This is a genomic window from Rothia mucilaginosa ATCC 25296, from assembly GCF_000175615.1.
Classification (GTDB): Bacteria; Actinomycetota; Actinomycetes; order Actinomycetales; family Micrococcaceae; genus Rothia; species Rothia mucilaginosa.
The window spans coordinates 451,747-478,742 of sequence record NZ_ACVO01000015.1 but is presented as its reverse complement, the minus strand read 5'-3'; the positions used below and the strand labels follow the sequence as shown (position 1 = coordinate 478,742).

Sequence of the window (26,996 nt, the reverse complement as noted above, 5' to 3'; positions counted from 1 at the left end):
GCAACTAACTACAAGAAACGCTATATCTGAGCCTTTTTCGGTACCGCCGCCACAGCACACACGCCCAGCACCCGCGAACCGGATTCCTGCAGCACACGCACCATCTCAGAGGCGGTCGCACCGGTGGTCACCACATCATCACAAATAACGCTCACCCGACCCGCGCACAGGGCAGGCTCCATGACGCGCAAGGCACCGTGCATCCGCTCGGCACGACCCACAGCGCCCAGGCTCTTCTGCTCGTTCTGCGCACCGGAAATCGCATCAGAAATAATGGAGGCGCCGCTCCCCCGCCGACCGCGAGGCGCATACCCGATGACGTCCACAGCGCGCACCCGCACCGAGGCAGGCAGACGCTTATTAAGCTGACGCGCCGCCTCCTGCACCAAAAGATTCGCCGGCGCATAACCGCGGCGGCGCACGCTCTGCGCAGAGGACGGTGCCGGAACCAGCAGAACCTCAACCGGTGCGGCGGAGGTATCTACAGAAGAAAGAGAAGAGCCCGGCTCACTCTGAAGCTCAGCCCGATGCGCCCGAAGAAGCTCGTATACGCTACGTGCCAAACCCTCTCCCAACAGGGGCAGCAGGTCTGTACGGCCCGCATTCTTCAACGCCAACAGGGCACGCGGCATGCTCCCCTCATAACGGGATGCCGCACGCACCTCGGGTGCAGCCGCGCCATCAAGAGGTTGCAGAGCATATACTCGCTCCGCCTTAGCCAACGCCGAACGCAACTGCGGCAAGCAAGCCTCACACAGTGGCGAGCCTGCCCCATAAGTGACCGGCACCGCACAGCACGGGCAAGTACGCGGCATCAGCACCTCGCCCAAAGACCCGCCGGCACTCTTGAGAGCGCCAGCGAGCCCGGTCAGAGACCTGCTCAGAGACCCGTTCAAACCACGCTGTTCTGAACTCACCGAAAGCAACCTTTCCGCGCGCTATACCCGGTACCCGAGGCTAACCGGCGTAACTAATCTCGTGCAGGGTCGTATCCAAACGGATCCAGCCGCGCTCCTCCATCAGATAGCACGAACCATCAGAACGGTGGGCAATAATATTCGACGTATTATCTGCGGTGGAAATGCTCATGACACCATCCAGACGGTCCAGCTTCGTCTCTTCACCGCTGAGGGAAATCACCTCAGACTCACCGTTCTTCACGTTCACCACCACGACGCTCTGGTCGCCAGCCCAACGGGCATTACGCGGAGTCACAGAAGAGCTCAGACGCACCATCTCCGTCAAGCGCAGAGGCTTACCTGCCTCATCACGCACAATACCGGAAATAATCACCGCCGACGCGCCCTCAGTAGCCGCTACAATCGCCATGCGCGCACCATCGTGCGAAACGTTCACGCTCGTAAAAATCAAATTACGCTGCCAGGACAAACCAATATCCACGCCGCGCTCACGCTCGTTCGCGTCCTCAGAATCCGGCTTGAACGCACGTACAACGCCCTCACCGTCAGCAGCCCACACCCAGCCGTACGCATCAAAACTAGGGGCAGTCAGAGCGGTACTCTGCCACACACGGCGGGCAGTACCCTGGTATACCGTGTACAGGCTCGCAGCATCATTCGCCAAACAAGCGAACACATCCGCAGAATAACCCATCGCCGGGGAGCTCAACTGGCTCACACCACGCAGAAGCAGCTGCTCGCCCGCATTACTCATATAGTCATCGCGCGCCACCATCTGACCATTCGAGTTAATAGCAACCGTGCGGGCAGGAACACCCGGGTTCAGCTTCACAACCGAGAAACCGTTCGGTGAGCTCTCCGGAATCAAGGTTCCGTTATAGAACACCTCAGTCTTACCCAGACCGGAGAAGTTCTCCAAGCCGTGCATAATCTGCTCACGCACGCGCGCCAAACGGTTGTCGTCCAGCTGTTCGCCCGAAAGGCGAACAAGAACATCCTGGTTATCGCTCATGTTGGCGGTCTCAAGGCTCATCGACTCATTCAACGCCGAAAACGCGACATCCTTCAAATAGGACGCCGGACCAATCATCAGAGTACGCACCAGCAACTCAAAATAGCGATCCGTATGCGGGAACCAACGGATATCCGGCACAGCATAACGGAACGCACGATCGTAGAAATACAGGCGACACGGGCTAAACACACGCTCAAACTCAGTGCCATCCAGCCACAAGCCATCCGGGCAGGAGCTAATACGCCACTGGTTATCTTCCATGACCACGGTGAAATCCTGAGTCTCAGTCTGAGCCTCAGGGAAGGTACTCGTAATACCCTGACTATTCACGGTCGCAGTCTGCTGAAAACGCACATGGTACGTACCCTCAGCGTTTCCGCTATCATCACTGCGCGGCTGCACCGTATTACGGTACACACGAGTCGTACCGTAGGGATTCCAACGGCCCGCAAAAGAAGAGCTCAAATACTGGCGCGCCACAGCATAATTTTCGATACTATCCACGCCAGCACGCACGAAGCCTTCAATAATCGCCTCGGGGGTAGCGCCCGCCAGCGGTCCCGGCGCACGCGCCGGAGAAGTATTAACGCTCTTCACGTCCAGACCACTGCTGTGCTGAGTCACTCGGTCGTTCGAAGGAAGACCCGCGCAAGAGCTCATCAGCGTCGCCAAAGACACCGCGCACCAAGACAACGCGGCGCGTCGAGAAACAATAGCCCTGTGAGACATGGAGGTCTTAACCTTCCTCTACGAACAAAGACAAACAATCACCAGCTACCACTGCAGGCCATCGCAGCGCGGCGAAAGAATCAACACAGCGAAATAGCAACACCGTGAAAATATATCTGCATTGATTGTACTGGGTAAACAGTGCAAATACGCAAGGATAAGTGCAAATACAACCGCACCGACCCCAATCCCCCCGTTTCATGACAGGGACCAGGGCCCCACGCCTCTTCTAGAGGTCGCCCCCAGCAGCCGTACGAGGAGCGATATTGGGCAGCGTATCCTTAGCCGGCGCCGAACGATGCGAGCTTGACTCAGGCTCACCCGTCACCAAAACCGGCGACTCACCCAACGGAGCGCCATGAACCAAGGGCAGGTTCACCGTGAAGCAAGCACCGCGGCCCTTCTCGCCCCACGCCTCAATCGTGCCACCGTGCAGACGCACATCCTCAGCAGCAATCGACAGACCCAGACCCGTACCGCCCAGGGTACGCTTACGCGAAGTATCAGCACGCCAGAAACGGTTGAACACCTGAACGGCTTCATCCTCAGACAAGCCGATACCGTGGTCGCGCACCGCAATACCCAGATTCGTGGCGTTTGCATCCACGTACACGTCAATCGGTCGGGATTCGCCGTGCTCAATCGCGTTGTACAGCAAGTTACGGAGCACACGCTCAATACGTATACGGTCCATATCCACCATGATGCTCTCATGGCTCGTATGCACGTTCAGCTTCGTATGCGTACGTTCCAGATGAGGCAGAGCCTCCTGCAAAATATTCGAGAGAACACGGATGAAGTCTTCCGTGTCAATGGTCAGCATTGCGCTACCAGCATCGAAGCGCGAAATCTCGAGCAGATCAGAAAGCATTGACTGGAAACGGTCCACCTGCTCATGCAGAAGCTCCACGCTACGGACCTGCATCGGGTTCATATTCTCACGCGAATCGTACAGCAGCTCAGTACCCAAACGCACCGTCGACAGCGGAGTGCGCAACTCATGAGAAACGTCAGATACGAAGCGCTGCTGCAAAGTCGACAGGCGCTCCAGCTGAACAATTTTCTCCTGCAGCGAGTCAGCCATCAGGTTGAAGGAATAGCCCAGACGCGCCGCCTGATGCTCACCGTGTACAGACACACGCTGATCCAGGTCGCCAGCAGCCAGCTTCTCCGCCGTAATAGCGGTCTGCGTAATCGGGCGGACCACAAAACGAGTCACAATCCACACCACAGAAAGCACCACAGTAAGCAGTGCACAGAAACCACCAAAAAGAACAAAGTTAATATGCGCAATCGTGGCGGAAGAATCCGTCATATCGTACACAAGGAACAAACCGTAATTAGGGTTCTGAGAAATAGAAATATGTGTACCAACGATAAGCACCGGATAGGTGCGCTCACGATTATTTTCGACAGTAGTCACCGTAGACGTCTGCCAGAAAATACCGTCCTTATCACGAACAGTTTTTTTAAAATCATTCGGAATACTCGAAGAATTCAAAGAATTATTACTGCTCTGCTCAGGAATAAAACCCTGCTTACCTTGACCTTCCAAAGGCACAAGAATCCAATTGCGCTTACCCGAGCTACCCGCGTCCAAGACGGTCAGGGTACGGCTCACATTACGACGAATCTCGCTGTCACTACGGGCTTCAGAGGAGTCCAGCACGCTCTGAACGTTGCGGAAACCACTCTCTGATTCCGCCAACGCCTGGCTCTTCTGATTCTCAAAAAGACTCGATGCAATCTGGCTCGACAAGGACCAACCCACCATCAAGAAGCTCAGGAACATCATGATGCCCGCGGTTCCCAGAGCACGGAACTGCAGAGATTCCTTCCACAGACGCTGAGCGCGCTGCACCAGGTTCCTACGCTGCTTCTGTGCCTTACGCGGCTTGGAAGTGCGGGTACGCGAAGAGGCGGAGGCTACCGCCTCCGCCGTCAAAGCGCCGTGCTCATGGCTCGACTTCGCAACAGACAATCAGGTTATCCCTTCGCCTATGAATAGGTTCCGATTAGCTACCGGAAGATCCCACCAGCTCGGTCGGAATCTTATAGCCAACGCCACGGACCGTCTGGATAAAACGATCCGCACCCAGCTCATCAAACTTAGCGCGCAAACGCTGGACGTGCACGTTTACCAGCGAATCGCTCACATCAGTGTAACCCCAGACCATGTCCAGCAGTTCCTGACGACTCAACGCCTGACCCGGGTGACGAACCAGCGCGGCCAACAGGTCAAACTCCAGAGGAGTCATCGGAACCTCAGTGCTGTGGTACTTGACGGTACGACCGTCCATATCCATGACAATATCGCCAATGGACACCACCAGCTGACGGCTCTCACGCGGACGCAAACGGGTACGAATACGCGCCAACAATTCAGCGTGCTTAAAAGGCTTAGCAATGTAATCATCAGCGCCAGCTTCAAGACCCTTAACAACATCTTCAGTGTCGCTTTTAGCGGTCAACATAATAATCGGCACATTAGAAGAACGGCGAATTTGCTGGCACACTTCAATACCGTTCATGCCAGGAAGCATCAAATCCAAAAGCACCAAATCGGGAGTGGAGCGCATAAAAGTTTCAAAAGCGCGGCTGCCATTTTCGCAGAAAACAGCGTTAAAGCCCTCTTGCGCGAGCACGAGGCCGATCATTTCCGCCAGAGCATCATCGTCATCAACCACCAAAATGGTGTGTGCGTCGCTTGCGCTCACAGTACCTCCCTAAAGAATTGTCGTAAATACTTACATAAAAATGCTGATTATCTAATCATACCGCGCACTCAGCCAATGCACGGGCACACTCTGTCACCCGAGCCAGCGAAGCCGTGGCATCCAGCATACTTACCGCGGCTGAAGTCATCCCAGCAGGCACGGAACCGCTCTGAATACGCTCATCAGGCATCAAACCTACCGCACTCAACTGCGTCGGCTCAAGACCAACCTCACGCCACAGGCTGTACAGGCGGCGCACCTGATCAGGAACCCGTGCAGAAGTCACCACCGGCAGCCACAGCTGGGTCTGCGCATCCAGAAGCTGCGCGACGGGCTCCCAGGAACGAGGATCGCTCAGCGGCGGAACCTGCAGCGTGCCGGGCCCTTTGAGGCGGGCGCGATCAGGATGCAACAGCAAAGCGCAGGAAGCGCCGTCCTCAACACGCATCGCCTTCACAAGGGCCAATGCATCAAGGGCAGGGCGGGACTGGCTCAGCAGCTTCAGCTCCTGCACAGGTTTAAGCGCGGTGCCATCCACGTCCAGGATGAGCTGCAGATTCAGCTCGGCGAAACGCTCCGAGATACGGCGGTACACCTGCTGATAGTAGTGAGGTTGCAAAGCCGGCAGGGAGCGGAAGCCACTCACCGTAGGGATGGCCCCCTCCATCAGACGCTGAAATTCGGATTCATCCAGCTGCACGGCAATCAGCGCCCGCGGAGCTTGCAGAGCCTCGCGCAGAGAACCCATCCAGCGTTCCAGGCCTTCCAGGAACGACTCCAGCAGGTCACGGCTCGCCCCTGCATCACTAATGGCACGCTCGCCGCCGGGCAGATAGATACTGGCGGCAAGAGTCAGCGGACCGACCAGCTGAATCTTATACACCGCAGCGGAACCCTCAGCACTGGAAGTGAACCTCTTCTTCTGCGCACCCACACGGTCAGCGAGAAGATTGATATCCGAAAGCAGACGGTCCTGAGCCAGGGCAGACTCGCGTGCTCCCCTGCCGCCGCTATGCACCATGCGCCAGCCAAACGAGGCACCGTCAAAAGCAAGTCCCTCGCACACCGCCAGGGTGCGTGCCAGAGGAGTACTCCGCCAGCCCAGCGCCGGCAGATGCGGCAAGAACGGCAGGTGCGGGGCACCCAGCTCCCCTTCCACTCGAGACATTGCTTCGCCCAAATCATCGCCGGGAAAATCGCCCAGACCGCTGGCGCGCACCAGCGGACGCTCCGTAGCGAGCGCGGCGAGGTCCTGCTCGGTCAGTTCGTCCCCTTCGGGGACACGGTACTCACCGGGCAGCAGCAGGCGCTCCGGCGTCGGTTCAGTACGGACGTTCTGGCGGTTGGAAGATTGAGCGGGCATAGGAGTGTGTCCAGAGGGGTCAGATGGAGTACAGGTTCAAACGCAATGATGCGAAAGTTGCGCGGTACTAGCCTTCGGAGTTCTCGGCTTCAGTTGCCTCGCCGTCCTGCTCAGCCTGCTCGTTTGCGATGCGCACGTGGTGGCGAATCACCTCAGAAATAATGAAGTTCAGGAACTTCTCCGCGAATTTCGGGTCCAGGCTGGATTCCTTCGCCATGGCACGCAGGCGAGCAATCTGTGCCTCTTCACGGCCAGGATCGCCAGCGGGCAGGTTGTGCTTAGCCTTCAGGATGCCCACCCGCTTGGTCGCCTGAAAACGCTCCGCGAGGATGTGCACCAGCGCTGCATCGAAGTTGTCGATGGAGCGGCGCATAGCGAAGAGCTCCTCGTAGACCTCCGGTGCGACTTCATCGCCCATGGAGGTTGCGTGGGGGTCAAATTCGCAGGAAGTGTTTTCGGGGGTCATCGGTTTCTCCTCGGATCAAATAGGGTCTTCTGCGTGTTCCGCTCACGCAAGATGTTAGTGCAGCTGTCGGGGATCAGCCGTGGCGCAACTACTCGGTGCAACTATTCGGCGCTGGTTGAGGCGCCGGCAGACAGGGTTTCCTGAATATCTTCGCGGTCCAGCGAGTAGGCGCGGGCGATGGTGGACTGGCCCAGTACGCGGGTGCCCTGGTATAGCACCATGGTCTGCCCCGGTGCCACACCGGAAAGCGGATCCAGCAGGCGCACTACGGTTTCCAGGCGCAGTGCGCCTTCTTCTTCAGCTTCGGGGTCGGGTGCCCAGGTCATGTACGCCTTGGCGCGGACCGGGTCGGCGTGCGCGCGCACCTGTGCGGTCACCTCGAACTCTTCGCTGCGGGCGCCCAGCTGCGCGGGCTCTTCCAGGAAACGTGCCGCCTGTTCCACGGGGATGCCCGCCCAGGTGGCGCGGATACCGCGGATTTCGTGCACGGCAAGTAGCTCGCGGGAGCCGACGATGACTTCATTTTCCTTGGGGCGCACCTCAAGCACGAAGCGAGGCTTGCCGTCGGCGGCGGGGCGGCCCAGTGCCAGGCCCTTGCGCTGGCCTACGGTGTATGCCTGCGCGCCGGGGTGCTCGCCGAGCACCTCGCCGTGGGTGTCTTTGATGAGGCCGGGGCGCATTGTGATGTGGTCGCCCAGCCAGGCGCGGGTATCACCTTCGGGGATGAAGCAGATGTCGTAGGAGTCCGGCTTCTTCGCCACGGAGAAGCCGCGCTCTGCCGCCTCCGCACGCACCTGTGCCTTGGAGGGGGTGTCCGCCAGAGGGAACCAGGCGTGCTTGAGCTGTTCGTGGGTGAGCACGCCGAGCACGTAGGACTGGTCTTTAGCCCAGTCGGCGGCGCGGTGCAGTTCGCGGTTGCCGTCTTCGGTGGTGATGACGCGGGCGTAGTGGCCGGTCACCACGGCGTCGAAGCCGAGGGCGAGGGCGCGTTCGAGTAGCGCGGCGAACTTGATCTTTTCGTTGCAGCGCATGCAGGGGTTGGGGGTTCGTCCGGCTTCGTATTCGGAGATGAAGTCGTCGACGACGTCTTCTTTGAAACGTTCGGAGAAGTCCCAGACGAAGAAGGGGATGCCCAGCTGGGAGCAGACGCGGCGGGCGTCCATGGAGTCTTCGAGGGTGCAGCAGCCGCGGGAGCCGGTGCGTAGGGTGCCGGGCATGCGGGATAGGGCTAGGTGAACGCCGACTACTTCGTGTCCTGCTTCTACGGCGCGGGCTGCGGCGACTGCGGAGTCAACGCCGCCACTCATAGCTGCAAGAATTTTCACTGCCTATCCTTCTGTTGTGTTGTGCCTCTAGGAACGTTCGGAACGTGCCCTGTGTGCGGGCGGACTTTCCGTTACTGTAGCTACCCATTGTACGCAGGGGCTCGGCGGGATATTGGGCAGTGCACCCTCAGCCCGCCCTCAGCGAACGCTGAGATTGCAGGCTGAGAGCGGTTCGGTATCTTCTCTTCTGGCTTTCTAGTGCCAGCGGGAGGCGTCCGGCAGCTGCGAAGACAGTCCCGCCTTTGCTGCCTGTTCGTAGGCGGCGGGTAGTGCCGCGATGAGGCGTGCAATATCGGCTCCGGTGGTGGAGTGGCCGAGGGTGAATCGCTGGGCGCTGCGGGCGGTGTCTTCGTCCATTCCCATTGCCATGAGCACGTGGGAGGGGCGGGTCACCCCTGCGTTGCAGGCGGAGCCGGTGGAGCTACTGATGCCCTGCATGTCCAGCAGGAAGAGCAGGGTGTCGCCTTCTGCGTTTTCGAAGGTGAAGTGGGCGTTGCCGGGCAGTCGCTTCTGGCCGGGGTATTCTTCGGTGAGCGGGTTTTCGCCGCTCAGGTGTGCCTGCGGGATGAGCGCGCTAATTGCCACAACGAGTTCGTTGCGTAGCGCGGCGATGCGGGCGGATTCTTCGTCGAGGTGCTGTACCGAGTGCACGGCAGCCTCTGCGAAACCTGCGATGGCGGGCGCGTCGATGGTGCCGGAGCGTACGGAGCGTTCCTGGCCGCCTCCGTGAAGCACGGGGGTCAGCTGCACGGCGCGGGTTGCAACCAGCGCGCCGATGCCCATGGGGCCGCCGATCTTGTGGCCCGAGATGGCGAGGGTCGCTACCCCGCTGGCGTGGAAGTCGATAGGCACCGCACCGAATGCCTGCACAGCGTCCGAGTGCACGGGAATACCGTATTCAGCAGCAATGGCGGCGATTTCGGGGATGGGCTGTACGGTACCGACCTCGTTGTTCGCCCACATGACGGTCACGAGGGCGACGTCTTCGGGGTTCTTCTCGATGAGTTCGCGGACGGTCTGCGGGTTGACGCTACCATACTCGTCTACGGGGATCCATTCGAGCTGCGCGCCCTCTGCCTTTTCGAGCCATTCGCAGGTTTCTTCCACGGCGTGGTGCTCAATGGAGGAGACGAGAATTCGGGTGCGCTGAGGGTCTTCTTCGCGGCGCTTCCAGTAGATGCCCTTGACAGCGAGGTTGTCCGCTTCGGTACCGCCGGAGGTGAAAATAACCTCGGCGGGGTCCGCTCCAACAGCGCGGGCGATGCGTTCGCGGGCGTACTCGACGGTGGCGCGGGCATCACGTCCGGTAGCGTGCAGGGAGGAGGGGTTGCCGCCGTTGCGCATCTGTTCGACCATCGCGTCGATGGCTGCGGGAAGCACGTCCGTGGTGGCGGCATGGTCGAGGTAGACGCGGCCGTTCTGACGGTTGGTTTCTGCGCTCATGGTTCCTCCTGCTGGGTTGTTCGGCGGTTTTTCGCCTTGCTTATTTTATCGCGCTCTATCCGCGCTCTTCTAGGTGTGTTCATCTGCGGCTGGGTCGGCGAGCGCTACTACCCCGGGACGCTCAATGCTGGTCGGGGGCTGCGCGGTACACTTAGGAACGTGTTCAAGATTCTTTTCTATACCCCTGAGATTCCGGGCAATACCGGCAATGCTATCCGTTTGGCGGCGATTACTGGCGCTGAGCTGCACCTGGTGAAGCCGCTGGGCTTTAACTTTGATGATGCGCATCTGCGCCGCGCGGGTCTGGACTACCACGACCTGGCGGTGGTGACGGTGCACGAGACCCTCGAGGATGCGTGGGAGGCACTCGCCCCGGAGCGTGTTTTTGCGTTCACGACGACCGCTTCGACGTCGTATGCGGATATTGAGTACCGTCCCGGTGACGTGTTCATGTTTGGTCCGGAGTCGGTGGGTCTGCCCGCTGAGGTTCAGCAGGACCCGCACGTGACTGAGCGGGTGAAGATTCCGATGAAGCCGGGCCGCCGTTCGCTGAACCTGGCTAATTCTGCGTCCATTGCGATTTTTGAGGCGTGGCGTCAGAACGGTTTTGAGGGAGGCGCTATCTAGCATGGCTGCAGCACACCATAATCTGCCGGGGCCTCTGGTTCAGCAGATTCTGGAGACGCGCCCTCCCCTGGCTGAGCAGATTCGCCAGGATCCGCAGAATAGGGAGTTCACGGAGCAGGGTTGGGAGCCGGTTTATTCGGCGTCGCCTCATGCTCGTATTGTGGTGATTGGTCAGGCGCCTGGGCGTGCCGCGCAGGAGAGCCGTATCCCGTGGAATGACCCGAGCGGCGTGAAGTTGCGCGAGTGGATGGGCGTGACGGATGAGCAGTTCTATAACCCCGACCTGATTTCGCTGTTGCCGATGGATTTCTATTACCCGGGTAAGGGCGCGCACGGCGATAACCCGCCGCGTAAGGATTTCGCACCGAAGTGGCATCCGCAGCTTCTGGAGCTCATGCCGAACGTTCAGCTGATTCTGCTGGTGGGGGCTTACTCTCAGAAGCACTACCTGGATGGTATGCACGCCCCTAAGGCGCAGAAGAACCTGACGGAGACGGTTCGTGCGTGGGAGTCTTATCTTCCTAAGTTTCTGCCGCTGGTGCATCCTTCGCCGCTGAATTTTAGGTGGCAGGCGAAGAACCCGTGGTTCGAGCAGGAGGTTATCCCGGCTTTGCAGAAGCGCGTGGGCGAGGTTCTCGAGGGCCTCTAACCTGCCCCTATCTGCAACACCAATACAGTTTGCTGTACTAACGAAAGAAGCTCCCACCCCATACGCGGGGTGGGAGCTTTCTTTCGTTACACCATGTGGCACTCTTTTGAAGTTAGAGTTACTGAACGGTAGAGCCGGCTGAGCGGGTGTTTCCCAACCGCGTTTCTACCTGTTCAGAGGCAGAGTGCGTTTTACTTCTGGCTGTCGGCGTCGCCCAGGGTCACGGTGATGTCATGGGTGGAGGAGCCGCGCTTAATCTTTAGCTTCAGATCAGAGCCTGCTGCCGCGGCACGCACGGTACCGTTAAGCTCGTCGCTCTTGGTCACGGCGTGACCGTCGGCTTCAATCACGACGTCGCCGGATCGCAGGCCTGCTTTCGCGGCGGGGCTGTTAGATTCTACCGAGGCAATTTCAACGCCACCGGGGATGAGCTTGGACGAGCCCGAACCGGTGTCCGCGGGGCTGTTCTTTACGCTCGCGCCCAGGTAGCCGTGGGTTGCCTTACCCTTGGCAATGATCTCGGAGGAGATGCGCTTGGCGTAGTTGGAGGTAATGGAGAACGCCATACCGTCGGCGGTGCCGCCGTCCTGGCTTGCCTGACCCTGCGCGTTAATGCCGACCAGTTCGCCCTTGAGGTTCACCAGCGGGCCACCGGAGTTACCGTGGTTGATGGGCACATCAACCTGAATCATGGGGATGTAGTTCTGACCCTTCGCGTCAGCGGGCTGCACGCGGTTGACGTTCGAGACTACGCCGGCGGTCACCGATTCGCTACGACGATACGGCGCGCCGAGGGCAACCACGGCTTCGCCGGAGACCAGCTTGGAGGAGTCGCCCCAGGTGATGGGTTGCAGGTCCAGGCCGGAGGGGTTAATCTTCAGAACCGCCAGGTCAGCCGCAGAGTCCAGGCCCACCACGGAAGCGGTGCGTACGGTACCGTCGCTCAGGCGCACCTCAATGGTGGATGCAGCACTGGAAGATGCGAGGGTGACCACGTGGTGGTTGGTGAGGATGTGGCCGTCCTTATCGAGGACAACGCCGCTACCGCCGCCGGAGGTGGAGCCGCTCGACGCCATGATGGTCACGGTGGAGGGCAGGACCTTCTTCGCGGTTTCTGCTACGCCGGCCACGGTGGAGGAGTTGCTGATATTGGAGCTCACGGAGCCGCGCGAAGAGGAGCTAGAGGAGCTGTTATTCGATGCTGCGATGCCGCCTCCGACGCCCGCGCCAACGCCGCCACCGACGAGGGCTGCGAGCAGAGCTGCGGTGAGCACAACGCCAGCACCGTAACGCTTGTTGTTATCGGTGTTCTGGGGTGCAGACTGCGCCGACGCAACCTGCGCGGCAGCGGCCTGGGGGTAGGTGTATCCGGGAGAGGCGTATGCCTGCGGGTATGCGTTCTGACCCTGCTGCTGGTTTGCGGGCTGGTAGCTTGCCTGTCCGTTCACGTTCTGCAGGGGACGGGTTGCATCCGTGACGCCGTCATTGCCGCCGTAAGACCATCCGTTATTTTGAGTCATGAGTTCTCCTAGAGTCGTGCGTATGCGTCACCCTGGGCACACGCTATCTTTCTACTGTAGATGGTGTTTCATTGCGTTCTATATCTTTTTGCTGTTGGTTATCGGGGAGTTCCCTGGGAATTTTCCTCGCACCCTTTCATCGGCAGCTGATTCGCTGGTCTGAGATACCCGGCGATTTGCCCGGCAGCTAGTTTATTTTGGGGCTTTGTTCACTATTTTTCGTCACTCTCAGGTTTCTCTTTTAAAGCGCCCAGTTTTTCTTCACGGTTTACACAGCATGACGCTTCTTGGTACACAGCTTGAACACAGGGTTGCTCCGTAATGTTGAAGGCGCATAGAGCCGAGAACAAAGGCAAAGGACAAAGGTAAAGGAGAAACCCATGATGATCGGCACCCTGATTTTCTGTGCGATCTTGGCAAGCTCCATCGGTATTGGTGCGGGTATTGTGGCGTGTTGCTCGGGAATGGTGTACCGCCGTCATCGTGCGGAAAAGGCCTCCGAGCTGGCTCAGCAGATGGCTACCCACGCACTGACTGCCGGTAGGTAGCGTATAGAGTTTGATAGTTTTCCGGGGCGGGAGATGAGAGCCCTGCACCGGGAGGGGCGAGAATCCCCAGTATGTCCCGAAGGGTCGGTGTGAGGACCGGCCCGGGTGTGATAGTGAGTTGAGTGATGATTGATGCGGCGTGAGCCCCCACATGAGGGCGCACGCCGCATCGTCTTTTAACCTTGGCGCAGATGCGGGAAGCGCTGGTGGAGAGCGCCCGGTCCCCCGGCTACTTCCCTTTTAGTATGCGGTAAGGCAACGGCGTTGCGAGCACCCGGGATTTAGCTGGGTTATGGTGAAGTCATGAGGATTATTTCTGCTGTTTTCGCGCTTATTGGCGCGCTGCCGGCTCTACCTGCGGCGGTGGCGTCTTCTTTGGATGGCGCAACACGCCTGTACGCGTTGCTTATATTTGTGCTGATCTGCGCGGCGGTAGCGTTTTTCGCGTCGTTGAGCCCTTCGCGCCGTCGTGCGCGTGAGATTAGGCGGCAGGTATTGCAACAGCAACAGAACCAGGCGATGAATCAGCAGGTACCGCCCCCGCAGGCACCCAATCAGCAGGGGCCTTCACAGCAAGTACCCCCTCAGCCGGTTCCTTCGCAACCAGTACAGGGCGCGGTGAGCTACCCGATGCACTACCAGCCGAAGCCAGCACATCCGGGTCATAGTGCTCAGCCGGGACATAGTACTCAACAGAGTCAGCAGATTCAGGCGACCTCGCCTCACCCGGCCTCATCTCAGCCTCCTCAGCAGCCGGTGGCTGCACCTTCGCCGTTGGAGCCGATGCAGGTAGGTGGCGAGTCTAGTTCTTCTACAGCGCAGAACCATTCAGCAGAAAGCCCATCAGCAGAAAGCCAGGTGCAGCAGAGCATGCCCCAGAACACCCCGGCGCAGCCTGAAGAGCGCCCGCAGCAGGAGACCGCCCAGCAGGCTCCCAAGAGTAACCCGGCGCCCTCCGACCCATTCTCTTTGAGCACCAACTTCAAGCTCATTCCCCCTCTAGAGAATGCACAGCGCAGCCGCTACCCCATGGTGCTTTCTGTCAGTAAATCTGAGGATGAAGTCTTTGCGCTGCCGTCGATTAGCGGTGTGCCGCAGCATCTGCTGGTCGGCACGCAGGAGAATCATGTTCCGCTGAATCAGCGTCAGCGCTGGGAGCAGGTCGATATTCTTGAGAACTATCTCATGCGTGCGGTCATGAACCTGCAGACGCTTGAGCGTGCGCAGGTGTCTCCGCTGCACAGTTTCAAGGAGACTGCCCAGGCTGACCGCACGGTGCTTGCCGCCGAGCTGGAAGAGACCATCCGGGTATCTCGGCTGAAGCTGAGCGGGGCGCTGGAGTTCTATACGTCCCTGCCTCGTCTGGCGGATACCTCAGGCTCTTTCGCTTTTGCCCGTGATCACGCGCTCTCCCTGAGCGCCGCCGTCATTAGCCTGACCGAGGAATGCTTTGAGCGTACCTTCCGTTGGCGTCTGCTGGAGGATACCCTCCCGGATTCTTTGAGCGACCGCCTCTACGCGGTGCGTTATCTGCGTGAGAGTGCCCAGAAACTGGCGGCTTTTGTAGAGCTGAGCGAATTTGATCGCGCTATGCAGCTTGCCGAGACTTGGAAGAAGACTGTTCGTAAGGATTCGAAGATCGATGAGGCCAAGGTCTGGAATGAGATGGCGGAAGTTGCCTTTGACGTTCTGCCCGAGTTGCGAGAGCGGGCGTTGAAGGGTGTTCAGTCTACGTTGGAGTTTAGCGAGCTTTTCTACCGTCCCGGCGAGGATGGTACGCACCGTATGCTCCACCCGGAACAGCTGAGCGAGTTTGAGCTCAAGGGCGTGCAGTCCACGCTGGAAGAGCGCCTGGAGAAGGTGCGTCTTGAGCTTCAGGATGCGGAGTTCTGCGCCGCTGTCTTGAGCCTGCAGGCGCGCTCTGTCATTGAGCTCCTGGAGGAGCTTCTGCAGGTTGAGCAGGACGGCGTTCTAGCGGAGGTTGTGACCGATTTGCGGACGCTGGCTCGTGAATCGTCCCATCTTGCCGAGCGGCCCATCCAGACGTTGATGTACGCACGCGAACAGTACGCCCCCGATGGGGAGGACCTGCCGACCATTGGCGAGCGCATCCGTTCCCTCTCGAGTGTTCCCGAGGTTCTGGCGTTCGTGCACTACGAGGGACCGGAGCTTCTGGTGGGTAGCTTGAATCAGAACGAGGCGTCTTCCGAGGAGGCGCTCTCCGAGGGCCTGCTCTCGGAGGCGATGGCATTCTCTTCTATGCCGTTGTCAGTGCTGCGCACCCATTCGCGGCTTCTGCAGCAGGTGCTTCGTCTGCAGAATCTACGGTTGAAGCTGGTGTGGGTGAGTAGCTGTAGCGGCTACATGCCTTTGAGCCTGGTTGAACGGTATTTCGTCTGTCCCTCTGCCGGGGATGAGGATTTGAAGGAGCTGACCGAAAATATTGAGGCGCTCGCTGAGCTTCTGGACGCCCGTTCTAACTCCCAGGTGTATAAGGGCCGTGGCGTGCCGACTACGCCCTTTTTGTGGTCGCAGATGCGGAAGCAGGCAGATCGCAGTTCTAGGTTGCTGAATACTGTGCAGTTCTTAGGGTGGATGTTCGCCTCATCTTCGCGAGTTCAGGTGGTGAACGGCATAGCACAGAGCATCCACGATGTTGATGCCGCTGAGGTAGTGGAGCACCTGATGAGCAATCTGAAGATTGCGCGCCGGCGCTAATCGACTGAATAGCCGGTGAGCCGGGGTCTGGCGTGAGGCTAGACCCTGGCTTTTCTGTATACCGGCTTTCCTGTATAAAGCCTGGGAAGTCGGTAAACGGGTGGCAAACAGCGGCGCAATATTCTCGTATCTGTGCGTCTGTGTAGCTATGCCACCGCTACACTAATAATGTGACCAGCACTAAGGTGTGCGTTGAACAAGCACGCCGTGAAGTGCAGGTCCGTTCATACTTCACGACAACGGAGGAAAGACCATGACCGAGCACGCCTTTGCGCGTCAGATTCGTCCCGCACGCCCTCGCCTGCGCACTATCTTGGGTGCCACAGTGCTGGCTGCCGGTCTTTCTTGTGCCCCGGTAGTTCTGCCGGTTGGTTCTGCATTTTTGAGCACCTCGGCGCAGGCGGCTGACCCGATGCAGATTACGGGCACCACCGTGTACGATTCCACGAACTCTTTGGGTGATACCGCTACCCTGAAGTCTAAGATTTCTGCTCTGTCGAAGAAGCACAACGTGGATTTGCACGTTGTGGTCATCGATAAGTTTGAGAACCCGTCTACTTCTTCGAGCTGGACGAAGGCGCTTGCTACGAAGAACAATTGGGGTTCTGCCGATGTGGTGCTGGTGATTGCTACCGAGTCTCGCCAGGCGTATTTCTTGGCGGGTAGCACGAAGACCCTGTCGAGTGATCAGCAGACGAAGGTGTACCAGAACTACATCAAACCGAAGCTGCAGAATAGTGACTATTCGGGTGCGGCACTGGCCGCGGTTGAGGGTATCGAGGCCCAGAAGGGCGGTAGCTCTTCGGGTGTTGTAACCGGTGTGCTCGGTGTGGGTGCTGCGGCGACCGTGGGTGCTGGCGGTTACGCGATGTACCGCCGCCGCAAGAAGAAGAACGCTCAGCAGCAGCCTCAGCGTTCCTACAGTGCGCCTCGTAACTACTCCCCCATTCCGGAGGTTCCGCTGGAGGAGTTGCGCACTCGCGCCGGTAGCGCCCTTCTGCAGGCTGATACGACGATGAGCCACGCGAAGCAGGAACTGGATTTTGCGCGCGCACAGTACAGCGATCAGCAGGTTGCTGAGTTCGCTCAGGAGATTGCGCGTGCTGAGGATCTGATGCGTAAGTCCTTCCAGCGTCAGCAGCTTCTGACCGATAGCATCCCGGATACTGAGGCTGAGCAGCGTGCCTGGTTGACTGAGATTATTGATAACTCTCAGGAAGTCACCCGCATTGCTCAGGAGCAGGACGCTAACCTGGCTCAGTTGCGTAACCTGGAGCAGGAGGCACCGCAGGCTATTGAGGCTCTGGCTCAGCGTCTGCCGCAGCTGCGTGCCTCGGTGGAGGAGATTGCCGCCCAGTACCGCACGTTGAAGGAACGTTACCTGCCCAGCGCCCTGGAGCCCATTTCTAAGACTCCTACCCTGTTGGAGTCGAACATGGTGCTGTGCGCTGCGGAGGTTGAGAAGGCTCAGGCGACCGTTGCGACCGCTCGTTCGGAGGCGGTTGCTCACCTGCGCACCGCTGAGGAAGCCGCCTCGCAGATTCAGGCGCTGGGTGCGGCTGTAAATACCCGCGCGCAGGAGCTGGAGCAGGCTCAGCTGGGTCTGAGCACCGACCTGCTGAGCATTCAGCGCGACGTGGCGGAGGCGAAGAGCCTGGCTGCATCTCAGCGTCGCGATGATTTGGGTGCGGTAGCTGCCGGTATGGAGGCGGTGCTCAACCAGGTCAATCAGAGCGCTTCGGCTCGCCCGAATGACCCGCTGACTCTGGCGAACCAGCTGCGTCAGCTTTCCGCCGAGCTGGATAAGGCAATGACGAATATGCGTGCTACCCGCGAGCGTTCTCGTGCGGCTTCGCAGAACCTGGATCGTACGATGCGTTCTGCCTACGCTGCGGTGAACGGTGCGCGTAGCTACATCAATAACCGCCGTGCTGCGGTGGGTCCGATGACCCTGACCGCTGTCTCTGAGGCGGAGCGTCACCTGGGTCAGGCTCAGCGCCTGGCGTCTTCGGACCCGCTGAACGCTATGAAGGAAGCCAACATGGCGATCCAGAAGGCGACCGACGCGCAGAACCGAGCTCAGAGCGAGGTCGGCAACTACTACAACAACCAGAACGACCGCGGCGGCAGCAGCTTCGGCGGTGACCTGGCGAAGGGCCTGCTGCTGGGCGCTCTGATGACCGCGATGAACTCCGGCACCAGTAGCTGGGGTAGCAGCGGCGGCCACAGCAGTGGTGGTAGTAGCGGCGGCAGCTGGGGCGGCGGCTTCAGCGGCGGTGGCGGCGATTGGGGTAGCGGCGGCGGTGACGGCGGTAGCTTCTAACTGCCTCCATGCTAGCGATCCTGCCGGTTGGTTTCTGTAGGTTTTTCTACAGTCTGACCGGCGGGGTGGATAGCTTACCTCACCGCTTTCTTCCCCAGTCGGAAAACACCTGAGGTAATTTACCAAAAGTTTAGGTTGCAGAAATCAGGCGTGCATCATTTTCACAGCATGCACCCAGAAATCTGCCACATAATTAGTTATACGGGCACGGCTCACGAGGAGCGTAGTGCTCCCCCGCAGCCCGTGAACAGAAAGTAGGAGATTATGGCTAAGCAGACCATCTTCGGCCGTATTGCACAGCTCGCTAAGGCAAACATCAACGCTCTGATTGATGCAGCTGAGGACCCGGAGAAGATGCTGGACCAGATGGTTCGTGACTACACCAACAACATCCGCGAGGCGGAGGCTGCAGTAGCACAAACCATCGGCAACCTGCGACTGCTCGAAAAGGACCACGCTGAGGACGTCAAGGCCGCTCAGGAGTGGGGCACCAAGGCTCTGGCAGCTTCTAACAAGGCTGATGAGTTCCGCGCAGCTGGCGACGTTGCCAACGCTGACAAGTTCGATAACCTCGCTAAGATTGCTCTGAACAAGCAGCTGCTGGCTGAGAAGGCTGCACAGGCTGTTGAGCCTCAGCTGGCTTCTCAGACTCAGGTTGTCAACCAGCTCAAGGACGGCCTGGAGAAGATGCGCTCCAAGCTTGAAGAGGTCAAGTACAAGCGCGATGAGCTGACCGCACGTCAGAAGACTGCAGCAGCTCAGACCCAGGTGAACGACGCTCTGAAGGCGTTCGACGTTCTGGACCCGACCAGCGAGATGAGCCGCTTCGAAGAGAAGGTTCGCCGCGAAGAGGCACGCGTCATCGGTCAGCAGGAGCTGGCAGCTTCCTCCCTGGACGCACAGTTCAACACCCTGGACCAGATGGAGCGCGACACCGAGCTGGACGCTCGCCTGGCTGCTCTGAAGGCAAAGAACGCTCCGGCAGCTCCGGCTCCCCTGGCTGTGGAATCCCCCACCCAGACCCTCTAAGCCTAGGATCTTCTAAGCTTGGTCTAGCGTATAGCTTCTTGAGCTAAACCTATAGAAAGAACCGCCCCGTTCCTGAATTTCAGGAGCGGGGCGGTTCTTTATGCGTTAGGGGCCGTGCGCCTTAGTTAGCGTAGATGTACAGGTAGCCTGCCATAGCGTCACGGGTGATGGCTGCCGAGGAGGTGGAGCCGGTACCGATGCCGTTGGAGGCAGCCCATGCCAGAGCATGGGACGCGTAGCCGCCCTGAGCCTGTGCCGGGGATCCAGCCGCACGGTACATGAATTCAGCCATGGTGGACTCGGTGACAGCCTCCAGGGGGCGGAAGTCGCTACCGCTGATGCCTTGCTGGCTCAGCCAGAAAATCTCCTTGTACGCGGGGTGGTTGACAGGAACATCGCTGAACGGCGAAACAGCCGGTGCATTCACTGCGGGGCGACCAGCCACGCGGTACAGGTAGGTTGCCAGCTGTGCACGGTTGACCGATGCGTTCGGGCGGAAGGTACCGTCCGCGAAGCCGAGCATGATGCGGTGATCAGAGTTCCAGCTGATCTCGTTGTAGTTCGGGTTCGAGTCGGACAGGTCGCTGTAGCCCAGTGCGGGGGTCTTACCGGCGAAGTCCAGGGAGGATGCCAAGATGTGCGGCAGGTCGTAGTCGTGGTGGCTGAAGCCGTCAATCAGCTTCACGCGGGCGTCGGAGAAGCCTGCTCCCAGGTATGCGTTGTAGCCAGACTCGACTGCGCCTCGTGCGCTCCAGGTGACGGGGTTGGTGTTACCGGAGGTGTCCTTCGCACCAACCCACCAGTACATCGGGGATGCCTTGGTGGTTGCGTCAGCGTCCACGGAGCCATCCGAGTCGCCGCCTGCGACCATGATGGAGCCGCCGCCGTTACGCCAGGAGGTGTTGTGGTCGGTCAGCTCGTAGGTGATGAACTCAGCGCCACCGGAGTAGCCCATGGTCCACACCTGGGAAGCGTCCAGGTTGTTCTGGCTAACAAAGGACTTCGCGAAGGAGCGGAAGAACTCGCCATTAGCGTCCATGTCTTCCCACCAGGTGATGCCGTCGCCAGATGCGTTGGTGTCCGGGGAGATGACCGGCACGAAGACCATGTTGCGGGCGTTAGCGATTTTGCCCATTGCCGCGAGCATACCCTCGTCGGGGGTGTAGACCTTGGACTCGTCACGCTGCCAGTAGTCTCCGTCGAAGTAGAAGACCACGCCAACGGGCTTGGAGTAGTCCAGGTTGTTCGCGTACACGTGGTACTGGGAGGTGGTACCCGCCGGGGAGGTGTAGCTCTGGTAAGTTGCGGAGCTCATGGTGCGGGCACGCTGAGTGTTCTGCTGCTTCTGCTCAGATTTCTGTTCGGTCTTCTGCTCAGCCTTGGGAGCGGCGGTTGCCTTGCCCTTAGTGAGCGAGTTGCTCAGAATCTGCGAGAAGTTGTAGTCGAAGTGGCCCGAGCCATTCAGCACGGTCGCGGAAGCATTGGTGTAGCCAGCAGCCAGGTAGGCGTCGTAGCCGCCCTCAACGGCGCCTCGTGCGCTCCAGGTCTGCGGGTAGGTCTCACCGGTACCGTCGTTCGAGTTTGCGTACCAGAACATGGGCTGGGACTTCAGCGCAGCCGAGGGGGTGCCTTCGTCCAGGCCGCCGCCAGCGACCATGATGGAGCCGCCGCCGTTGCGCCAGGTCTGGGGCTTGGTGTTCAGCTCGTAGGTGATGAACTCGGCGCCACCGGAGTAGCCCATGGTCCACACGTTGGAGGAGTCCACGCCGTTAGCCGCGATGAAGGAGGAAGCGAAGGAGCGGAAGAACTCGCCGTTACGGTCCATGTTTTCCCACCAGGTCACGCCAGCATCGTAACGGTTGGTGTCCGGGGAGATGACGGGCACGAAGAGCATGTTTTGTGCCGTAGCGGATGCAGCCATCTGAGCCAGCTCGCCGGAGGGGTCGTAGACCTTGGACTGGTCGTTGCGCCAGTAGTCACCGTCGAAGTAGAAGACCACGCCAACGGGCTTGGAGAAGTCCACACCCTCAGCGTAGACGTGGTACTGCGAAGTGGTACCCGCCGGGGAGGTGTAGGACAGGAAAGTCTGGTTGGTGCGGGTTGCCGCCACACCGGATGCCGCCTGGGTAGCCTGTGCAGGCTGAGCGGTGGGGGCAACATTCTGGGTAGCTGCGGGGGTCTGCTGTGCAACCTGTGCCAGGGTGGGCTGAGCGGAAGGCTGAGCCGCCTGGGTAGCCTGCGCAGCCTGTGCGGACTGGAAGGTAGCCGAGGGAGCAGCCTGCTGGGTTGCCTGTGCGGGCTGAGCAGCCTGTGCAGTGTAAGTCTTCTGGATGGGCTGAACCGCGGTCGTTGCGGGAGCCTGCTGCGCCTGCTTTACCTGTTCAGCCTGCTGACGGATCTGCACAGCAACCTGAGAGAGGGTCGGCTGCACGGTGGAGGTGAACAGAGACTTCGGAGCCTGGGTTGCGGTAGCTGCGCCGGGGATGTCCTGAACGACGGGTGCAAAAGCGGAAGCGGGTGCTACCAGGGTGCTACCGAGCACGGAGGGTACAGCGATGGCTGCGAGAGAGCCAGCCTTAACAGTGCGGGGGCGAAGTGCCATGGGGTTGTCCTCGTTGTTGGTGTTTCTGGGGCGTGAACGCCCGTGAGTGGTTGAGTGATAGGTGGTCTATAGGTGAGAAGCCTATAGGCGGTCGGCCTGCGGATGTGACGCCGCACGAGACGCTTCCATCAACCATCCCGTGTGTGTTGCGGGGATGTCCTCATGTGATGGAGGGGCGCGGTGTGGATCCGGAGAGCTACGCGGCGGACCGCGGTGACCACGTACTCAAAGCTACCAGGTCAAAAAGCCTTTTCCAGCGGTTTTTTGGGGCTATTTTTGGGTATCGAACAAGATTCAATCTTAACAAGAGCTTTTTCTCAACTTCTAGCTTAACTTTAATCACCCTCAAGTAGAGGTTGAATGAGCTATTTTTCCTTGATTTTCCGGGGTTTTTGAGCGTTTTTTGAAAGAGTTTCAAAAAACCCTACAATTAACTTGAATGTTTCATATGTGACCACAATCACTTTCAGAGTGAATTGTTGCACTCAAAGACCATTTTCTTCCAAAAACCGCGGAATTCCGGGGCAAAACAGGTGATTTCCAAGCCCGGAATATAGACACCTTTCGCATATTCCACTTTGAGAATGCACTTTGAGGCAAAAATAGCCCTCTCGACAGTCCCCCAATCAGGTATCCTTTCGGATCCCTCATCAGGCTATTGAAACCCTCCCCAGAACCCCCTTCAGGGAACCCGAAAAGTAGCATCGAAAGAAGGCATAACTACTCTCCAATAACCACCCAAAAGTGGCTCCGCCCCCCTATGAGCACATCGGCTTGAAGCTCCGATAGAAGTACTGAGAGGCACTTCGAGAGACACATCGGGAGACGTTCTGAAGACCAGCCCAGGGTACTTTCACAACGGTTCACTGAGGAGGCTTTGGGGGCCTGGAGGGGGAATCCATGCCAAGCACCCCGAAGGACCAGCAGGCAAGCCCCCCCCTCCCAGATGCCTCTCCGAAGCATCCCGCGTGAGGGGTTGCAGACCAGCCCCGACAAGGCTCAGAAAAATGCCTCCGCAGCACCTGCAAAAAGGTTCTAGGTCGACTCCACCCCAGATTCCACCCCAGGGTGAGCGGCACCAGCAGATGCCACCAGAAGCCGGCTGAGATACAAAGAGCTGGGGATACAGGGAGGCAGGGATATGAAGAGGTGAGGGGACAGAAGAAGACAGAAGATATAAAGAAAGCCGCCCGGCAGTCGGCAGGAGGGGATAGGAAGGCAAGAAGGCGGGAAGGCAAGAAGGCGGGAAGGCAAGAAGGCGGGAAGGCAAGAAGGCGAGAGCACAGGTTTTAGGGAATAAAAAAACTCCCGATAGCTAAGCTATCGGGAGTTATCCGTTGCGGGGACAGGATTTGAACCTGCGACCTCCGGGTTATGAGCCCGGCGAGCTACCGAACTGCTCCACCCCGCGGCGACTCATATAACTATACAGACCCGAAACCGGGCATGCAAGCCAAAATCACGATTTGTAACCAAGCGCACAAAAACAGGGGTTGTGGGGCTGGGTCTTAGAAGGTGTCAGGGGTTAGGAGGCGTTAGGGGCAGAACACACAAGAACGGGGTGGAAGCGTATTGCTTCCACCCCGTTCCTGTCGAACTTCTATCGACACAGAGAAAGTCAGCGGGAGGTGCGCCCGGTGTGTACCCGGTGTCTGCCCAGTGTCTAGAGCGAGGACGCTAGACCCGTGGACATCCGATCCGTGAGCATCCGGTATGCGCTACTCCCCCGCCACCTCAGGCATCTTAGGGAGAAGCCGACGCGCTGGCGCTGGGCTTAGCGCTAGCCGCTGCGCTCGGAGCCGCAGAGGCACTGGGCGCCGCCGATGCAGAAGCCTTAGCGGACGCCGCGTTCTGCGCCTCCTCAGCCTCCAGAGCCTTCTTCACGGCTGCCTCCAGACGCTTCTGAGCCTCACCATAGGCAGCCCAGTCGCCCTTCTTCATTGCCGCATCAGCATCGGTCATTGCCTTCGAGGCATCCGTCAGAGCCTGCTTCAACTCCGAAGACTGCGAAGCCGACGAACCGCCGGTCGAAGCGCCCGAAGTACCCGAAGAACCAGAAGCCGAAGCCGAGGGGCTAGCCGCCGAACCGTCCAGCTTCGCGCCCGAAGAGCCACCAAACACCTGGTTCAGCGCCTCCTCCAGAGTCGGAGCGAAACCAACCTTATCGCCGAAGCTCACCAGCACACGCTGCAGACGCGGGTACTTAGCGTCACCGCTCGACTGCACGTACACCGGCTGAACGTACAACATGCCGCCGCCCACCGGCAGAGTCAGCATATTGCCGTTAATAACCTCGGACGAACCGCGGCGCAGCAGGTTCAGCTGGTTCGACACCTCAGCATCAGAGTTGAAAATGTTCTGAGCCTGGCCGGGGCCGGGAACCACCGAAGAACGCGGCAACTCCAGCAGACGCAGCTTGCCGTAGTCGGGGCTACGCTCGCCGTCCTTACCGGTACCGGCATCACCATTAGCGGCAAGGAAGCCGTACATCACGTTACGAGAGTTCGAATCGCTCTGCTGAGGAATGAACGTGGTCGTCAACGAGAAGTGCGCACGAGAATCCCCGGGCATCTGCAAGGACAGGTAGTAGGGCGAAATCGGCTGGTTACGATCATTGGTCGGGTCATTCGGAATCGACCAGACATCGTCACCGGCATAGAAGCTATTCGCGTTCGTCACGTGGTACTTATTCAGCATGGTGCGCTGAATATTGAACATGTCAGTCGGGTAACGCACGTGGCTCATCAGCGAAGCGTTCATCTCACGGTAGCTCTTCACCGTGCCAGGGAAAACGCCCTGCCACGCCTTCAGCACCGGATCCTCCTCATCCCACGCGTACAGGGTCACCGAACCGTCATACGCGTCCACGGTAGCCTTCACCGAGTTACGGATGTAGTTCACCGAGTTAGAACGCTGAGCACCCGCAGCGGTTGCCGCATCCTGGGAGCTACCCTGCGCGTAGGGGAACTGGTCGCTCGTGGTGTAAGCATCCACGATCCACTGCACGCGGTTATTCACAATCGCCGGGTACGGCTTAGAATCCACGCTCAGGTACGGCGCAACCTTACGCACACGATCCAGCGGGTTGCGTTCGTACAGAATCTGCGAACCCTCACGCACCGCATCCGACAGCAGAATGTCAGAGGACTGGAACTTAATCGCGTAGGACAGGCGAGCCAGCAGCGAATCAACGCGAGGACCACCGTAACCGGCGAAAGTGTACTTCGCATCGGAGGCGTTGGTTTCCTCAGCAGAAAGCGGACGGTCCAGCTCCAGGGTGTCGCCCTTACCGCCCACAATCGAGTACTCCGGCGAGCTCATGCCAAAGTAAATACGCGGCTCATAATCCTCGCTCAGGGTACCGGTCGCCTTAATACCAGACTGCAAGAACTTCGGGTTACCCGCAGAATCCACCTGGTTACCGTACGCGGCAATCACGCCGTAACCGTGGGTGTACACCACGTGGCGGTTATACCAGGAATCGCCGCTCGTCTGCGCCGGGTTCAGTTCACGAGCCGCCAACACCGTATCCTGCGTGGTGTTACCCACCGAATAGCGGTCCACCGCCAGCTGCGAATCAAAACGGTAGTACGGGCGGAACTGCTGCATCTGAGCAAACGCCGAGGACACAACATTCGGATCCAACAGGCGGATATTCGCAATGGTCGCGCTCGAAGAGCTCAACGCACCGGCACGGGTATCAATCGTCGCGTCATACGGAGTGGTCTCAATCTTATCCAGACCGTACGCGTAACGGGTCGCATCAATATTGCGCTGAATGAACTTCGACTGAGCGCCCTGCTCATTCGGAACCACCTGGAAACGCTGAACAATCCACGGGTAGAGGCCGCCAGCAACCACGGCAACAATCACCAGCATCGCGGTGCTAATCAGCGGCAGACGCCAACGATTCATCGAAGCAGCCACCACAAACATGATCGCCACCAACAGAGCAGAAATCGCCAAAATAGCGTTCACCGGAATCGACGAGTTCACATCCGTGTACATCGCGCCAGCCCAACGGCCCACCTGCTGCTGAGTCGACGAATAGCGGTCCAGCCAGAAGCTCACCGCACGAGTCAGCAAAAACACAGCCACCACAATCGCAGCGTGACGGCGGAATGCCGACGTGGTACTCACACCACCCGGCTGCACCTTAATACCGCCGTAGAAGTAGTGCATGAACAGGCCCGCGAGCGCCGACAGCACCACAGCGGAGGTCACCAGAGTCACCACCATGCGGAAGAACGGCAACGCAAACAGGAAGAAGCCGTAATCCAGACCAAACTCCGGGTCAGTCTTACCGAAGGACTGCTGGTTGAAGAACAGCGCGACGGTGCTCCACTGAGTCATCGTCGCCGAAGCAATGAACAGACCCAACAGCAGCGGAACCACAATCAGCAGAACCTTACGCGCCTTATCCACGCTCTCGTGGTAGCGGCGCATGCTCTCCTCAGCACGCTGCTGACCAAACACGTCACGCAGCATCTGCTCGGCAGCATCCGTGCCGCTCGTCGGCACGCTCTGATTCGGGTTCGGCGCCTCCTGCGGCTTCTTCTCGGACGCCGGCGCCACATCAGCATGACGGACCGCGTAGGACATCGAAGCCCACAGCGGCACAGCAATCACCACGGCAGCCACCACAAACACGGCGGCCTTCAACAAAATCTGGGTAGTGAACACGGTGCTATAACCCAGCTGATCAAACCACAGCCAGTCCGTGTACACCTGGGACGCACCCACAAAAGCAACAATGAGCACCGCCACCACAGCAATCGTTGCCCTCAGGGGGCTACGACGCTTAGGCGTTGACTTCTTCGGCTTGGGATGCGCGGTGTTATTGGTCGACTCAGACACAATTCCTCGCTCATCATACGTTCAGAGAAAATAACTGCCTTTAAGTATCTCAGAGGTACAGCAGAAGGGCAGAACCTCGTAGAAGCTCGGGGCGAAATATGACCGGGCTGAGAGGTTTTGGGGCGCGAAATGCTGAGCTGAGAGG

At 59.1% G+C, this 26,996-nt stretch carries 17 protein-coding genes and 1 tRNA gene; 6 read left to right on the top strand and 12 right to left on the bottom strand.

The annotated features are described in order from the left end of the window. Window positions 1-20 precede the first annotated feature (20 nt). The 8 genes from ROTMU0001_RS05485 to ROTMU0001_RS05450 form a co-directional block, all read right to left on the bottom strand. The gene (locus tag ROTMU0001_RS05485; protein ID WP_245534286.1) at window positions 21-743 is read right to left on the bottom strand and encodes a ComF family protein; all 723 of its coding nucleotides are present in this window, start codon (window positions 741-743) and stop codon (window positions 21-23) included. 214 nt (window positions 744-957) lie between these two features. After that, window positions 958-2,664, bottom strand: a complete 1,707-nt coding sequence (locus ROTMU0001_RS05480) for an LpqB family beta-propeller domain-containing protein (protein WP_005508567.1) — start codon at window positions 2,662-2,664, stop codon at window positions 958-960. Window positions 2,665-2,893: 229 nt separating this feature from the next. Then, window positions 2,894-4,645, bottom strand: a complete 1,752-nt coding sequence (gene mtrB, locus ROTMU0001_RS05475) for an MtrAB system histidine kinase MtrB (RefSeq protein ID WP_005508565.1) — start codon at window positions 4,643-4,645, stop codon at window positions 2,894-2,896. A gap of 34 nt (window positions 4,646-4,679) precedes the next feature. Continuing rightward, window positions 4,680-5,381, bottom strand: a complete 702-nt coding sequence (gene mtrA, locus ROTMU0001_RS05470; protein ID WP_005505360.1) for an MtrAB system response regulator MtrA — start codon at window positions 5,379-5,381, stop codon at window positions 4,680-4,682. A gap of 55 nt (window positions 5,382-5,436) precedes the next feature. After that, the gene (locus ROTMU0001_RS05465; protein ID WP_005508562.1) at window positions 5,437-6,744 is read right to left on the bottom strand and encodes a uroporphyrinogen decarboxylase/cobalamine-independent methonine synthase family protein; all 1,308 of its coding nucleotides are present in this window, start codon (window positions 6,742-6,744) and stop codon (window positions 5,437-5,439) included. Window positions 6,745-6,811: 67 nt separating this feature from the next. After that, on the bottom strand, window positions 6,812-7,210 hold the full coding sequence (locus ROTMU0001_RS05460) for a chorismate mutase (RefSeq protein WP_005508560.1): 399 nt from the start codon (window positions 7,208-7,210) through the stop codon (window positions 6,812-6,814). Window positions 7,211-7,311: 101 nt separating this feature from the next. Then, window positions 7,312-8,535: a tRNA 2-thiouridine(34) synthase MnmA gene (gene mnmA / locus ROTMU0001_RS05455; protein WP_005505354.1), complete on the bottom strand. Its 1,224-nt coding sequence runs from the start codon at window positions 8,533-8,535 to the stop codon at window positions 7,312-7,314. A 195-nt stretch (window positions 8,536-8,730) separates the two neighbouring features. Beyond that, entirely contained in the window at window positions 8,731-9,978 is a 1,248-nt protein-coding gene (locus ROTMU0001_RS05450) for a cysteine desulfurase family protein (RefSeq protein WP_005508558.1), read from the bottom strand. A gap of 159 nt (window positions 9,979-10,137) precedes the next feature. On the opposite strand from ROTMU0001_RS05450, the gene ROTMU0001_RS05445 reads away from it, so the two are divergent. After that, on the top strand, window positions 10,138-10,605 hold the full coding sequence (locus ROTMU0001_RS05445) for a tRNA (cytidine(34)-2'-O)-methyltransferase (RefSeq protein WP_005508556.1): 468 nt from the start codon (window positions 10,138-10,140) through the stop codon (window positions 10,603-10,605). Window position 10,606: 1 nt separating this feature from the next. Then, the gene (locus tag ROTMU0001_RS05440) at window positions 10,607-11,254 is read left to right on the top strand and encodes a uracil-DNA glycosylase family protein (protein WP_005508555.1); all 648 of its coding nucleotides are present in this window, start codon (window positions 10,607-10,609) and stop codon (window positions 11,252-11,254) included. Between the two features lie 191 nt (window positions 11,255-11,445). Here the strand turns inward: ROTMU0001_RS05440 and ROTMU0001_RS05435 are convergent, their stop codons facing one another. Continuing rightward, window positions 11,446-12,774, bottom strand: a complete 1,329-nt coding sequence (locus ROTMU0001_RS05435; RefSeq protein ID WP_005508553.1) for a S1C family serine protease — start codon at window positions 12,772-12,774, stop codon at window positions 11,446-11,448. Window positions 12,775-13,154: 380 nt separating this feature from the next. On the opposite strand from ROTMU0001_RS05435, the gene ROTMU0001_RS09155 reads away from it, so the two are divergent. From ROTMU0001_RS09155 to ROTMU0001_RS05420, 4 genes are all read left to right on the top strand, one after another. Beyond that, the gene (locus ROTMU0001_RS09155) at window positions 13,155-13,322 is read left to right on the top strand and encodes a hypothetical protein (protein WP_168160863.1); all 168 of its coding nucleotides are present in this window, start codon (window positions 13,155-13,157) and stop codon (window positions 13,320-13,322) included. Window positions 13,323-13,625: 303 nt separating this feature from the next. After that, window positions 13,626-16,040 (top strand): hypothetical protein, encoded by a 2,415-nt coding sequence (locus ROTMU0001_RS05430; protein WP_005508550.1) that lies wholly within the window; start codon window positions 13,626-13,628, stop codon window positions 16,038-16,040. Between the two features lie 253 nt (window positions 16,041-16,293). Continuing rightward, window positions 16,294-18,363, top strand: coding sequence for a TPM domain-containing protein (locus ROTMU0001_RS05425; protein ID WP_005508549.1), 2,070 nt, complete (start codon window positions 16,294-16,296; stop codon window positions 18,361-18,363). A gap of 264 nt (window positions 18,364-18,627) precedes the next feature. Next, the gene (locus tag ROTMU0001_RS05420; protein WP_005508548.1) at window positions 18,628-19,392 is read left to right on the top strand and encodes a PspA/IM30 family protein; all 765 of its coding nucleotides are present in this window, start codon (window positions 18,628-18,630) and stop codon (window positions 19,390-19,392) included. Window positions 19,393-19,513: 121 nt separating this feature from the next. On the opposite strand, the gene ROTMU0001_RS05415 is transcribed toward ROTMU0001_RS05420, so the two are convergent. The 3 genes from ROTMU0001_RS05415 to ROTMU0001_RS05405 all read right to left on the bottom strand — a co-directional run bounded on the left by ROTMU0001_RS05415 (window position 19,514) and on the right by ROTMU0001_RS05405 (window position 26,851). Further along, window positions 19,514-21,994, bottom strand: coding sequence for an S-layer homology domain-containing protein (locus tag ROTMU0001_RS05415; protein WP_005508547.1), 2,481 nt, complete (start codon window positions 21,992-21,994; stop codon window positions 19,514-19,516). Between the two features lie 1,337 nt (window positions 21,995-23,331). Beyond that, a tRNA-Met gene (locus ROTMU0001_RS05410) sits at window positions 23,332-23,405 on the bottom strand. Between the two features lie 332 nt (window positions 23,406-23,737). Next, window positions 23,738-26,851, bottom strand: a complete 3,114-nt coding sequence (locus ROTMU0001_RS05405; protein ID WP_005508546.1) for a UPF0182 family membrane protein — start codon at window positions 26,849-26,851, stop codon at window positions 23,738-23,740. Between the last annotated feature and the right edge of the window lie 145 nt (window positions 26,852-26,996).

What these genes read in the sequence shown, in the direction of transcription:
- ROTMU0001_RS05480 (WP_005508567.1), bottom strand. Translation starts at nt 2,664, where the DNA reads ATGTCTCACAGGGCTATTGTTTCTCGACGCGCCGCGTTGTCTTGGTGC.
- ROTMU0001_RS05465 (WP_005508562.1), bottom strand. Translation starts at nt 6,744, where the DNA reads ATGCCCGCTCAATCTTCCAACCGCCAGAACGTCCGTACTGAACCGACG.
- ROTMU0001_RS05460 (WP_005508560.1), bottom strand. Translation starts at nt 7,210, where the DNA reads ATGACCCCCGAAAACACTTCCTGCGAATTTGACCCCCACGCAACCTCC.
- ROTMU0001_RS05450 (WP_005508558.1), bottom strand. Translation starts at nt 9,978, where the DNA reads ATGAGCGCAGAAACCAACCGTCAGAACGGCCGCGTCTACCTCGACCAT.
- ROTMU0001_RS05440 (WP_005508555.1), top strand. Translation starts at nt 10,607, where the DNA reads ATGGCTGCAGCACACCATAATCTGCCGGGGCCTCTGGTTCAGCAGATT.
- ROTMU0001_RS05435 (WP_005508553.1), bottom strand. Translation starts at nt 12,774, where the DNA reads ATGACTCAAAATAACGGATGGTCTTACGGCGGCAATGACGGCGTCACG.
- ROTMU0001_RS09155 (WP_168160863.1), top strand. Translation starts at nt 13,155, where the DNA reads ATGATGATCGGCACCCTGATTTTCTGTGCGATCTTGGCAAGCTCCATC.
- ROTMU0001_RS05430 (WP_005508550.1), top strand. Translation starts at nt 13,626, where the DNA reads ATGAGGATTATTTCTGCTGTTTTCGCGCTTATTGGCGCGCTGCCGGCT.
- ROTMU0001_RS05425 (WP_005508549.1), top strand. Translation starts at nt 16,294, where the DNA reads ATGACCGAGCACGCCTTTGCGCGTCAGATTCGTCCCGCACGCCCTCGC.
- ROTMU0001_RS05420 (WP_005508548.1), top strand. Translation starts at nt 18,628, where the DNA reads ATGGCTAAGCAGACCATCTTCGGCCGTATTGCACAGCTCGCTAAGGCA.
- ROTMU0001_RS05415 (WP_005508547.1), bottom strand. Translation starts at nt 21,994, where the DNA reads ATGGCACTTCGCCCCCGCACTGTTAAGGCTGGCTCTCTCGCAGCCATC.